Genomic DNA, 12,484 nt, shown 5'->3' with positions numbered 1-12,484 from the left:
AAGTAGGAACTATAGAGATTCGCGGGTACGTCCTGGTGACGGACCGGCACACAGAATTTCTTGACGACCATAGAGCATTGGAACCACCTGATCCCATCCCGAACTCAGCAGTGAAACGATGCATCGCCGATGGTAGTGTGGGGTTTCCCCATGTGAGAGTAGGTCATCGTCAAGATTCAAACAAAAAGCCCCTGTCTGCACTGCAGACAGGGGCTTTTTCTTTTCCGACTACAACGCACTGCCGCAGGCTTCGACGGCCGTTAGCAGGCGAGTTGTGTGTCCAGGTAGTTCCGGATCACCCACGCACCATTGTTCAGGTGCTGCTCTAGCACTCTGACTGCCTCGTCGACCAATTTGTCAGCGGCAGCGTCCACCAGGGCGTTATGGTCGTCCTGGGTCAACTTTCCCAGTCCCATGGACGACAAGTGGAAACGCAGGAAGCGCTCTTCCTCGTTCAGCTCATTCTCGATCAGGCGCAGCAGTTTCTTATTGAATGCCTTGCCATACAGCGCCATATGGAACAGTCGATTGAGACGGCCGATTTCCGCATGACTGGTTTCGTTCTCCAACTGCTGGATGTAGCCACGGGCGCTGGCAATGTCGCTGGCATCAAGCAACGGGATCGACTGGCGCAGTGCTTCACTCTCGAGGAGCACACGCAACGCATAGGTGTCGACCGCGTCCTCGCCAATCAACGGTGCGACCACTGCGCCTTTGTGGATTTCTACCTTTAAAAGCGACTGCGCCTCCAGCTGACGCAGTGCTTCGCGCACAGGCATGCGGCTGACGCCATACAAATCGGCGATCTCCTGTTGACGCACGGCAGTGCCGGGTGGCAGACGGCCATCGAGAATGGCGCTGCGCAGGCGTTCTTCGATGACGCCACGGGCTAAGTGTGATGGCAGCTGCTCGCTGGCCAGCACGTTACTGAGTTTGATTTTCTCGGCCAAGCGAAGTGTGCCTCGACGACAAAAGTTGGATCCAATGACACTAATTAGAGGCGAGGGGGCTTGTCAAACTTGCGCCCGCGACAAAGCGGGTGGCCCAAGCTCACAAATATGGTGGATGAGTTTCACCGGCAAAGGAAGCGACACACGCTAAGCGCTAACAATAAAGTTATAGCCAGCCGACCATCGGCTAGATGATTGCGCGGTGCCATTGTCTTTTATGTGGCCAACCCGCACCATCGCTGCTTTCGGACGATCTGAACAGGGCTTCGCAGTGGCGATTACCCGGCTGCTCAAAACCGCCGTGCGACGTGTTGGCCTTGCCCTGCTGCTGGGAAGCTTGCTGCTGGGCGTGCTGCACGCGGATTGGGACTTTGCCGAGATCAGTCGCAAGTCCCAGGCCCTATATGGGCCGCTTGGAGCAGGCAAGGGCCGTATCGATGCCTGGCAGAACCTGATGGCCACCCAGAGCCAGGGTAGCGAGCTGCAGCGCCTGCAGGTGGTCAACAAGTTCTTCAACCAGCAATTGCGCTATGTCGAAGACATCGATCTGTGGCACGAGGTCGACTATTGGGCCACACCGATCCAGGCGCTCATCAAGGGGGCAGGCGACTGCGAAGATTACGCCATCGCCAAATACTTCAGCCTGCGCCGCATGGGTATCCCCAGCGAAAAGCTGCGCATCACCTACGTCAAGGCCTTGCGCCAGAACCGCGCGCACATGGTCCTGACCTATTATTCAACCCCACAGGCGCAGCCACTGGTGCTCGACAGCCTGATGGATGCGATCAAGCCAGCCAGCCAGCGGCCCGACCTGCTGCCGGTGTATGCCTTCAACGGTGAAGGCCTGTGGCTGACGGGCGCCGCGGGCAACAAGAAAGTTGGCGATACCAAGCGCCTGTCCCGCTGGCAGGACTTGTTGAAGAAAATGCAGGCCGAAGGGTTCCCGGCCGAACCGATTTACTGAAGGAGCACAGATGTCACTGTTCAAACAATTGCTGTTGGCCATTTGCCTGTTCCTGGTGGTCGCGTTCAGCGGCAGCTTCATGGTCAGCCTGGAAAGCTCGCGCAGCCAGTACGTCAACCAATTGCGCTCGCACGCCCAGGATGCGGCCACAGCGCTGGCATTGTCGCTTACGCCGAATATCGATGACCCGGCGATGGTCGAGCTGATGGTCAGTTCGATCTTCGACAGTGGCTATTACGCCAGCATCAAGGTCGTGGACCTTGATTCAAATGCCGTGCTGGTGGAGCGACATGCCGAGCCAGATCCAGGTAACGTGCCGGCCTGGTTCATCCACCTGATTGGCCTGGAGGCTGCCGGCGGCGATGCCATCGTCAGCCGTGGCTGGCAACAGGCTGCGCGGGTAGAAGTGATCAGCCACCCGATGTTCGCTATCGCCAAGCTCTGGCAGAGCGCATTGGGCAGCCTTGGCTGGCTGTTGTTGTGTGGCGCGGCCAGTGCAGTGCTCGGCGCCATGCTGCTGCGCCGCCAGCTGCGCCCGCTGGATTATATGGTCGAACAGTCCCACGCCATTGCCCGCCGTGAATTCCTCAGCCTGCCAGAGCTGCCGCGTACGCCGGAACTGCGCCGCGTGGTGCAGGCGATGAACCAGATGGTCGAGAAGCTCAAGGCTTTGTTCACCGAGCAGGCCGAACGCAGTGAGCGGTTGCGCGCGGAGTCTTATCAGGACAGCCTCACCGGGTTATCCAACCGGCGATACTTCGAAATGCAGCTGACAGCCCGAGTCAGCAACCTGGAAGAGGCCCGCGCCGGTTACCTGCTGCTGCTGCGTGTACAGGGGCTGGCAGGGCTCAATGCGCGCCTTGGTGGCCAGCGCACCGACCAACTGCTGCAAGCGGTGGGTGAGCAGCTGCGACGTACCTGCGCCACCTTCCCAGAGACCAACGACCTGATCTCGCGTAGCCGTGGTGGTGAATTTGCCGTCCTGGCACCCGGTATGGTTCACGAGGACGCTGTACGGCTTGCCCAGGCACTTGAGGCGGCACTGCAGAGCCTGCACGAAACCGGTGCCAGCGATATCTCTCCGGTCGCCTGCATTGGCCTGGCACCCTTCAGCCCGGGGGATGCGCCGCAGGCACTGCTCAAACTGGCCGATGAGGCACTGGCGCGCGCCGAAAATCAGCCAACACCTGGCTGGGTCTGCCTGGAGCAGGGCGCAGCTGCCGTTGCTGGCGACAGCCAGCACGAGTGGCATACGCGCCTGGACGAGGCGTTCGTCAAAGGCCGATTTGAGCTGTTCTTCCAGCCGGTGGTACAGGCTCAGGCCACTCAACGGGTGCTCCACTACAAAGTGATCTCGCGGCTGCTTGACGAGCAGGGCGAGGCCTTGCCCGCTGGCCGCTTCCTGCCCTGGATGGAGCGCTTTGGCTGGATGTCGCGGCTGGACTTGCTGGTACTGGAAAAAGTGCTCGCGCACCTGCACAGCCACGACCAGCAACTGGCCGTCAACCTTTCCGCCGCGACCCTTGCCGACCCCAGGGCACTGCAGCGAGTCTATGAACTGCTGGGCCAGAACTCGGCGCTGGGCGAACGGCTGATCATCGAAATCGGCGAAGAACAACTGCCGGAGCAGGCTGCACTGGAACAATTGACCCGGCGTCTGCATGGGCTCGGTTTTGCTCTGGCGCTGCAACGGTTTGGCGGCCGCTTCAGCATGATTGGCAACCTGGCGCATCTGGGCCTGGCGTATCTGAAGATCGATGGCAGTTACATCCGCAACATCGACCAAGAGCAACACAAGCGGCTGTTCATCGAAGCCATCCAGCGTGCAGCGCACAGTATCGACCTGCCATTGATCGCCGAACGGGTCGAGACCGAAGGCGAACGGCAGGTACTGCAGGTTATGGGTATCGAAGGGATCCAGGGCCGGCTGTCTGGAGAGCCGGCGCCCTGGCGCTGACCTCAGATCAAGCCGCCTTCTTCCTCTTCCTCGATCAGGTTATTCAGGCTGCCCAGCGCCTTGCGCGCGCTGGAGCGGCTGAGCAGCTTGGCCTGTGCACCCGGCGGCAGGTCAGTGATGCTGAATACGCCCTTGGCTGTCAGCACCTCGATAAGGTCTTCGAGCACGCGGATCATGTCGAGGTCGCTTTGCTTGAGTTGCTTGAGGCTGTTTTCGACGACATCGTCGGCGAACCACTCCTGGATTTCCGCATGGTCAGCGGGCAGGATTTCCGTGTACTCGGCATAGGGCGCGGCTTCCACCCGAGCCAACTGCCCCTCGCCGTCGCGTTGCACATAGAACATGGCGTCCATCCTCGTCACGTTGAACCTTCAGGGTCGGTTCTGGCGCAGCATAGGCAACTTTGCCCAGATGCGCCTGCCCGTCACCAGTTGCTGTTGTCGATCTTGATGGTTGGGTCGGCGCCGATACCATCTCCGGTGAAGGCAAGAAAACCACGTATTACCCGAATCAGATGCGGACCGAGAGCAGCCACCTGGGTTCGGATGCCAAGTCCCTGCAGCTTATCCTGGGATGGTGGCCACGGTAGACATCATGACCGGTGAAAAGACGATCATGAGTTATCTGCTCAAACCCATCATCAAGGCGCGCACCGAAGCCCTTCGCGAACGCAGACTTCACAGGGCATATTCAGGTTCAGTGGGAGCGGGCGCCGCAGTGGAGGGCACCGGCTGTGCCGGTGTTCGCGGGTAAGCCCGCTCCCACAGGGATTTCGCCCGCTTCAATATTACCGCTCGCGTAGCGCTTCGCTGCGGGCTTTCATGATCGGCTTGAGCAGGTAGCTCATGATGGTTTTCTCGCCGGTCATGATATCCACCGTGGCCACCATCCCGGGGATGATCAGCAATGGCTTTGCATCACTCCCCAGGTGGCTGCGGTCGGTACGCAGGCGGATGAGGTAGTAGGTGGTCTTCTTGTCTTCATCGGTGATGGTATCCGCGCCGATCTGCTCCAGTTTGGCCTTCAGCCCGCCATAGATGGTGTAGTCGTAGGCACTGAACTTGACCGTGGCTTCCTGGCCGGGGTGCAGGAAGGCGATGTCCTTGGGCAGGATTTTCGCCTCGATCACCAGCGTGTCGTCCAGCGGCACGATCTCGACGATATCGCTACCAGGCTGGATCACGCCGCCGATGGTATTGACCAACAGCTGCTTGATGATGCCGCGCACTGGCGACGTCACCAGCGTACGGTTGACCCGGTCATCCAGCGCCTTGCCGGTGGCAGTGGCCTTGTTCAGTTCGGTGCGGGCTTCGTTGAGCTGAGTCAGGGCGTCGCTGCGGAACTTGCCACGGGTCTCTTCGATCTTGCTCTGCACTTCACGGATCGCAGCTTCGGCGCGAGGAATAGCCAGCGCTGTGGCGTCCATCTGGCCGCGGTTCTCCACCTCAGAACGGCGCAGGCGCAGGATTTCTACCTGGGAGACCGCACCTTGCGCAACCAGCGGCTCGGACATGGCGATTTCCTGGCGCAGCAGCTGCAGGCTGTTGGCGTACTGGGCGCGCTTGGAATTGAATTCGCGCAGTTCCTGCTGACGCTGTACCAGCTGCTGTTCAAGGCCGGCGATTTCGTCGTGCAACTGCTGTTTGCGGCTCTGGTAGAGCGATTCCTCACTGGCCGTCTGGTTCGGCGCAGCCTTGCGCAGCTCAGGGTCGATGTTCAGTGGGCGGTCTTCCACTTCGGCACTCAGGCGCTCGACCCGCAAGGCCATGGCCTGGCGGTCTGCCTCGGTTTCGCCGACGTTGGAGGCGAAGCGCGTTTCGTCCAGGCGCAGCAGCGGCTGGCCGACCTCGACGATCTCCCCCTCCTTGGCATAGATTTCGGCGATGATGCCGCCCTCGAGGTTTTGAATCTTCTGCAGCTTGGAGGACGGAATAGCCTTGCCCTCGCCGCGGGTGACCTCATCGACCTTGGCGAAGCTGGCCCAGATGATCAGGAACATGAAGAATGCGATCACCCCCCAAATGGTCAGCCGCACCACCCGCGGGGCATCCTCGATCAGCGACTTGCCGACTTCGGGCAAGGGCTGCCCGGCAAACGATTCGGAGCCTTTGAAGTACCGGCGCAGGTTGTCTTTGACCTGTGCGAAATCCAGCTTATGCGACACTGATCTGCCCCTTCTTCAACGCATCCATGACGGCGGCCTTTGGCCCATCCGCTACGATCTGTCCGCGATCAATGACGATCAGGCGGTCTACCAGCGACAGCAGTGAGGCGCGGTGGGTGACCAGCAATACCGTCTTGCCCTCCATGACCGGCTGCAGGCGTTGCTTGAGACGTTCTTCCCCGGTGTTGTCCATGGCGCTGGTGGGTTCGTCCAGCAGCAGGATCTGCGGGTTCAGCAGCAGCGCACGGCCCAGGGCCACGTTCTGCCGCTGGCCACCGGACAGGTTCTGCCCGCGTTCGCCAACCTGCAGTTCATAGCCATCCGGGTGCAGCCGGGCAAACTCGTGCACGCCAGACAGCTCGGCGGCTTGCAGGATCAGCTCATCCTCGATGTAGCGGGCACCACTAACCAGGTTGTCACGCAAGGTGCCGGCCAGCAGCTGGATGTCTTGCGGTACGTAGCCGATGTTGTGGCGCAGTTCGCTGACGTCGATCTGGCGAATGTCCACACCGTCGACCAGCAGCGAGCCCTTGTCTGCCTCGTAGAGGCCCACGATCAGTTTGGCCAGCGAGCTTTTGCCCGAGCCGCTGCGGCCAATGATGCCGATCTTCTCGCCCGGCTTGACCGCCAGGTTGATGCCTTTGAGGGCTTGGTTCTGCTGGTTGGGATAAGTGAACTCGACCCCGCGGAATTCGATCGCACCCTGCAGCACCTGGCGGCTCAATGGGCGCTCCTCGAAGTTGCGCTCCTGTGGCAGCTCCATCATCTGGTCGGTGGAGGCCATGGTCACCTTGGCGTGCTGGTAGCGGGCCAGCAGGCCATTGAGCTGGCCCAGCGGGCCGAGGGCACGGCCGCTGAGCATGTAGCAGGCTACCAGGCCGCCCATGGTCAGGCTGCCGTCGATGATCAGGTAAACGCCCACGCAGATCATCGCCACGCCGGCCAGTTGCTGAATCAGCATGGTGATGTTCATGGCCAGGCTCGACAGCATCTTGACCCGCAGTTCCAAGCGGCTGAGGGTGCCGAGGGTCTGCTCCCACATGTACTGGCGTTCGCTTTCGGCGTTGTTGACCTTCACCGCGTCCAGGCCTGCCAGGGTCTCGATCAGGCTCGACTGGCGCTCCGAGGCCAATGCCATGGTCCGCTCCATGGTCGCCATCAGAGGTTTCTGCAAGGCGTAGCCGATACTCAGCGCCAACGGGAAAGCCAGGATCGGGATCCATACCAGGTGCCCACCAATGATGGCGATCACGAGCAGAACCAGCAGCGTGAAGGGCAGGTCGATCAGGCTGGTCAGGGTCAGCGAGGCGAGAAAGTCGCGCAGTCCCTGGAACTCGTGGATGTTTTGCGCATAGCTACCGACCCGCGCCGGGCGGAACTTCATCGACATGCCGACGATGCGCTCGAACAGCGTGGCCGACACGATCAGGTCGGTCTTCTTGCCCGCCAGGTCCAGGCACAGGCTGCGCAGGCCCTTGAGAATCAGGTCGAACACGTACGCGCCAGTGATGCCCAGCGCGAGCACCCACAGGGTCGAGGTCGCCTGGTTCGGAACCACGCGGTCGTAAACGTTCATCACGAACAGCGGTGCGGCCAGGGCAATCAGGTTGATTACCAGGCTGGCCGCAATAGCATCGATATACAGCCACTTGCTGCGCAGCAAGGTGTCACGGAACCAGGAGCGGGTCCGCGGAATGAGGTTACCGTGGTTGACGTCGTACTTGTGCTGCGGCTGGGCGAAGAACACCTTGCCGCTGAAGTCACCCTCCAGTGCCTCCCGGCTGACCAGCACCTCGCCACCGTCGCTTTCGCTGAGCAACAGGCGGGCGGTGTTGTCGTTCTCCCAGCCCAGCAGGACGGCGGCGCGGCCTTCCTTGAGCAACAACACGGCCGGCATGGCGATATTCGGGATCTGCTCCAGCTTGCGCTGCAGCAGGCGGCCCTGCAGGCCTGCACGGGCGGCCGCGCGGGGCAACAGCTCCATGGTCAGGCGCTGGGCTTCCAGCGGCAGCCCGGTGGTGAGCATGGCCCGGCTAGCGGGCTTCTGGTGCAGGACACACAGGGTCAGCAGGCTATCCAGTAACGGATCGTCATGCTGACTGCGTGGATCGTGGTTGAGCTGGACTCGGCTGACTTCGGATTCCACGCGGTGCTCTCTTCAAACCTTGCGGGTGATCAGGGGGCGAGCGCCTCAGTTCATGCCTGGGAGGCTCACGTTGGGTTTCATGTCGTTCTGCACGACGGTTGCCATCGGGGCGACCACGCCCTGGCTCTTGAGCAACTGGCCCATGGTCGCCTTGATGCGGTATTGCGTATACACCTGAATGTTCTTCACTTCCACCAGTCGGCGCTGGGCGGTGAAGGTCTCGTTCTCACTGTCCAGCAGGTCGAGCAGGGTACGCTCACCCAGAGTGAACTGCTGCTGGTAGGCGCTGCGTACACGGATGCTGTGATCGACATACTGCTGGGCGATCGGCACCTGGGCGTTGGCGTTCTCCAGGGCGTTCCAGGCCAGGCCCAATTCTTCATTGAGCTGGCGCAGGGCGTTGTTGCGGATATCCAGGGCTTGGTTGGCCAGGTACGACTTCGACTCGAGGTCGGCCTTGTTGCTGCCGCCATTGTACAGGTTGAAGTTCATCCGCAGCATCGCCTGCCACTCATTGTTGTGGCCTTGCATGCCGTCGAGGTTGTTATCGGCGGTGCGGCCCAGCTCTGCATCGAAGCGTGGGTAGAAGGTCGACTTGGCGGTTTCATACTGCTTTTCCGCCGCGGCGATGTCGGACTCGGCCGAACGCAGGATGGGGCTGCTTTCAACCAGTTGGCGGCGAGCTTCATCGAGGTTGGCAGGTAGCAGGTCGATGAAGGGCGCGGGTGCGCTCAGTTCGTCCGGCAGCTGGCCCACCACGCTGAGGTAGTTGGTATTGGCGTCGGCCAGGTTGGTCTGCTCGGTGATCAGGTTGTTACGGGCCTGGGCCAGGCGTGCTTCGGCCTGATCGAGGTCGGCGTAGCGGCCTACACCACGGCTGGTGCGCAGTTTGATCTGATCGAGTACACGTTCGTGGTTGCTCAGGTTGTCCTGGGCCAGACGCACCATCTCGCGGCGGGTCAGCACGTCCAGGTAGACCTGTGCCACTTCCAGCGCGGTGCGCTCGGAGGTGCCGAGCAGCGAATAAGCACGGGAATTGACGGTGGCTTGTTGGCGGCCGACTTCGTTGGAGGTAGCGAAACCATCGAAAACCATCTGCCGCAGCTTGATGGCCGACTCACCGCGATTGAGGGTATCCCAGCGGTTGCCGGTGCTTGGGCTGTCGGTGCCTTCACGGCCATAACCGGCGGTCAGATCGACCTTCGGCAGGTATCCACCTTTGGCTGCGCGCAGCTGATAATCCGCGGCCGTGCGGGCATTCACGCCAGCCTGGATCTCGGGATGGACCTCGAGTGCTTTCTGCATGGCTTCAGGCAGGGTCTGGGCTTGGACGAAGCTGATGGAAAGGGCGAACGGAAGAGCAGCGAATACAGATGCACGCATGTTTTAAGTTGTTCCCGAGGAATGCTTGTCGCAAATCACGACCGAAGCCGATCCAGCCTGCAAAATGGCAACCTTGAATGACCGTAAGTGGACCGTTCCGAAGAGGTACCGCGAAAAGTACGAGGAAGGGTTACAAAGGTGAAACATATCAATGTGACATTACCCGACCAATTGTTTAGGATGGCGGGATGAAGGTCAATACTTTGGCATAAAGTTAATTCCCTTCCGTTATAGACAAATAACTGACGTAAATTTGGCGTCAATAAATACGCTTATGTACCCCTAATTTTCAAATTTTCACAGCGCGTAGCGGCGTTTGATGGCCGGCTAGGCAAGAAGCCCACTTGAGCGGCTATTCCGGAGAGTCCCCCCCATGAGCAGTGTTGTTGCCATCGTCAAAAGCATTGTTGGCCAAGTCATCGCAGTATCCCCAGAAGGCATTCGCCGCGTTCTGATCGAGGGCGATCGGCTCATGGCAGGGGAGCAGGTACTCACCGGGGCTGGCGGGGCGGTAACACTGGAACTGTCCGACGGGCGCACCCTGGACCTGGGGCGCGATACCCAATGGAGCGCGGACGCGCCGGACAGCACAACCGACTTGACCCAGGCAACTGCCCAGGCCGCGCCGTCGGTCGAAGAGCTGCAGCAGGCCATTGCCGCGGGCGCTGACCCGACCACCGACCTGGAAGCGACTGCTGCGGGCCCGGCTGCTGCAGGGGGCGGCTCGGTAGGGGGCGGCCACTCGTTCGTGATGCTTGCCGAAACTGCAGGTGTGGTTGATCCGACCATTGGCTTCCCGACCGGCCCGATCGGTTTCGATACCCAGCGCACCGAGCAGGAAGTCGGCGGGCTCGACACCAATGGCAACGCCACAGTAGCGGCGCCGATCACCACTGGCCTTACGCTCAGCGCCACGCCGAGCATTACCGAAGCGGGCGGTGTGATCGTCTACACCGCAACCTTGGGCCAGGCGCCGCTGACCGACCTGACCATCACCCTTTCCAACGGCCAGGTGATCGTCATCAGTGCCGGCCAGACCACGGGCACAGTGAGCGTCACCATCCCGCCGAACGATACGCCGTACATCGATGGCAGCGAGATCTCCACGACCATCACCGGCACCACTGGCGGTGGCATCACGGTCACTCCGAACCCTGCTCCGGCAGTCACCCAGATCGTCGACACCATCGATACCACCACCGTTGCCGTTACGGCGCAGCCGGCCAAGGAAGGTGATCCGAACATCACTTTCGAATTCCAGCTGAGCAACCCGCCGCAAGCCGGCAGCACTACCACACTGACCGTCAATGTTGGCGGTACCAGCTACAACATCACTGTCGACGCCTCCGGCAAGGGTACCCTGGTAGTTCCGAACACCAATGGTGACGATGTTTACGCTGATCCGTCGCAGGTGACGGCGACCGTGACTGCGGTGAATGGCGGCAACTACGAAGCTGTGGACCTGACGGGTGCGACGACGACCGCCACTGTCGAAGACACTATCGATACCACCACTGTGGCCGTTTCTGCCCTGCCGGCGAAGGAGGGCGACACCAATGTCACCTTCAACTTCCAGCTGAGCCATCCGCCGCAAGCTGGTAGCACTGTGACTCTGACGGTCAACGTGGGTGGCACCGACTACACCGTTAACGTGGATTCCACTGGTAAAGGTACCCTGCAGGTCCCGAACAGCAACGGTGACGATGTTTACACCGATCCATCGCAGATGACCGCGATTGTGACGGCGGTGAATGGCGGCAACTTCGAAGCCGTCGACCTGACTGGCGCGACCACGACCGCCACTGTCGAAGACACTATCGATACCACCACTGTGGCCGTTTCTGCACAGCCGGCAAAAGAGGGCGATGCCAACATCACCTTCAACTTCCAGCTGAGCAATCCGCCGCAGACTGCGACGACCCTGACGGTGAACGTCGGTGGCACGGTCTACACCGTGGAAGTGGATGCGGCCGGTAAAGGCACTCTTCAGGTCCCGAACACCAACGGCGAAGACGTCTACAACGACGCGTCGAGCGTGACGGCCACCGTTACCTCGGTGAATGGCGGCAACTACGAAGGCGTGGACCTGACTGGTGCGACAACAACCGCGACCGTCGAAGACACCCTCAACACCACCACCGTGGCTGTTTCTGCCGAGCCTGCAAAAGAGGGCGATGCCAACATCACCTTCAACTTCCAGCTGAGCAATCCGCCGCAGACTGCGACCACTCTGACTGTGAACGTCGGTGGCACGGTCTACACCGTGGAAGTGGATGCGGCCGGTAAAGGCACTCTCCAGGTTCCGAATACCAACGGCGAAGACGTTTACAAAGACGCGTCGAGCGTGACGGCTACCGTTACCTCGGTGAATGGTGGCAACTATGAAGGTGTGGACCTGACTGGCGCGACAACAACCGCGACCGTCGAAGACACCCTCAACAACACCACTGTGACGGTGAGCGCGCTGCCGGCTAAAGAGGGTGACGAAAACATCACCTTCAACTTCCAGCTGAGCAACCCGCCACAAACCGCCACCACTCTGACCGTCAATGTCGGTGGAACGGTCTACACCGTGGAAGTGGATGCGGCCGGTAAAGGCACCCTCCAGGTCCCGAACACCAACGGCGAAGACGTCTACAAAGACGCGTCGAGCGTGACGGCTACCGTTACTTCGGTGAATGGTGGCAACTACGAAGGTATCGATCTGACTGGCGCGACTACGACCGCCACTGTCGAAGACACCCTCAACAACACCACTGTGGCTGTTTCTGCCGAGCCGGCAAAAGAGGGCGATGCCAACATCACCTTCAACTTCCAGCTGAGCAATCCACCACAAACCGCGACGACCCTCACTGTAAACGTCGGTGGCACGGTTTATACCGTGGAAGTAGATGCAGCCGGTAAAGGCACCCTCCAGGTC

The 12,484-nt window shown here is 60.7% G+C and carries 8 protein-coding genes, 1 rRNA gene and 1 pseudogene; 5 read left to right on the top strand and 5 right to left on the bottom strand.

Going from position 1 to position 12,484, the window contains the following annotated elements; genetic code table 11:
* The first annotated feature begins 59 nt into the window (after positions 1–59).
* Positions 60–175, top strand: a 5S ribosomal RNA gene (gene rrf / locus APH27_RS24920).
* Positions 176–260: 85 nt separating this feature from the next.
* Here rrf and APH27_RS24915 read toward each other — a convergent pair.
* On the bottom strand, positions 261–950 hold the full coding sequence (locus APH27_RS24915) for a GntR family transcriptional regulator (protein ID WP_060486170.1): 690 nt from the start codon (positions 948–950) through the stop codon (positions 261–263).
* 217 nt (positions 951–1,167) lie between these two features.
* Between APH27_RS24915 and lapG the strand changes: the two genes are divergently transcribed.
* On the top strand, positions 1,168–1,914 hold the full coding sequence (gene lapG, locus APH27_RS24910) for a cysteine protease LapG (protein ID WP_177331723.1): 747 nt from the start codon (positions 1,168–1,170) through the stop codon (positions 1,912–1,914).
* A gap of 10 nt (positions 1,915–1,924) precedes the next feature.
* Positions 1,925–3,871: a cyclic di-GMP receptor LapD gene (gene lapD / locus APH27_RS24905; protein WP_060486169.1), complete on the top strand. Its 1,947-nt coding sequence runs from the start codon at positions 1,925–1,927 to the stop codon at positions 3,869–3,871.
* A gap of 2 nt (positions 3,872–3,873) precedes the next feature.
* On the opposite strand, the gene APH27_RS24900 is transcribed toward lapD, so the two are convergent.
* Complete coding sequence (locus tag APH27_RS24900) at positions 3,874–4,215, bottom strand: hypothetical protein (RefSeq protein ID WP_027919379.1); 342 nt, start codon at positions 4,213–4,215, stop codon at positions 3,874–3,876.
* A 113-nt stretch (positions 4,216–4,328) separates the two neighbouring features.
* Between APH27_RS24900 and APH27_RS26975 the strand changes: the two are divergent.
* Positions 4,329–4,543, top strand: a pseudogene (locus tag APH27_RS26975) (HlyD family type I secretion periplasmic adaptor subunit); the annotation flags it as partial.
* 115 nt (positions 4,544–4,658) lie between these two features.
* Here the strand turns inward: APH27_RS26975 and APH27_RS24895 are convergent.
* Genes APH27_RS24895 through APH27_RS24885 form a run of 3 tightly spaced genes read right to left on the bottom strand, consistent with a single transcriptional unit; the run spans position 4,659 to position 9,564 of the window.
* The gene (locus tag APH27_RS24895) at positions 4,659–6,035 is read right to left on the bottom strand and encodes an HlyD family type I secretion periplasmic adaptor subunit (RefSeq protein ID WP_027919378.1); all 1,377 of its coding nucleotides are present in this window, start codon (positions 6,033–6,035) and stop codon (positions 4,659–4,661) included.
* The gene (locus tag APH27_RS24890) at positions 6,025–8,181 is read right to left on the bottom strand and encodes a type I secretion system permease/ATPase (protein ID WP_027919377.1); all 2,157 of its coding nucleotides are present in this window, start codon (positions 8,179–8,181) and stop codon (positions 6,025–6,027) included. Before APH27_RS24890 ends, APH27_RS24895 begins: the two co-directional genes overlap by 11 nt.
* Before the next feature lie 45 nt (positions 8,182–8,226).
* On the bottom strand, positions 8,227–9,564 hold the full coding sequence (locus tag APH27_RS24885; RefSeq protein WP_027919376.1) for a TolC family outer membrane protein: 1,338 nt from the start codon (positions 9,562–9,564) through the stop codon (positions 8,227–8,229).
* Positions 9,565–9,937: 373 nt separating this feature from the next.
* Here APH27_RS24885 and APH27_RS24880 point away from each other — a divergent pair.
* On the top strand, positions 9,938–12,484 hold a 2,547-nt coding region (locus APH27_RS24880), incomplete at its 3' end, for a retention module-containing protein (RefSeq protein ID WP_156335907.1).

Source organism: Pseudomonas sp. NBRC 111123, from assembly GCF_001320205.1.
Classification (GTDB): Bacteria; Pseudomonadota; Gammaproteobacteria; order Pseudomonadales; family Pseudomonadaceae; genus Aquipseudomonas; species Aquipseudomonas putida_J.
This window is presented reverse-complemented; position numbering and strand designations above follow the sequence as displayed.

Coding starts and splice junctions, on each gene's coding strand:
- APH27_RS24900 (WP_027919379.1), bottom strand. CDS start 4,215: ATGTTCTATGTGCAACGCGACGGCGAGGGGCAGTTGGCTCGGGTGGAA.
- APH27_RS24885 (WP_027919376.1), bottom strand. CDS start 9,564: ATGCGTGCATCTGTATTCGCTGCTCTTCCGTTCGCCCTTTCCATCAGC.
- lapD (WP_060486169.1), top strand. CDS start 1,925: ATGTCACTGTTCAAACAATTGCTGTTGGCCATTTGCCTGTTCCTGGTG.
- lapG (WP_177331723.1), top strand. CDS start 1,168: ATGTGGCCAACCCGCACCATCGCTGCTTTCGGACGATCTGAACAGGGC.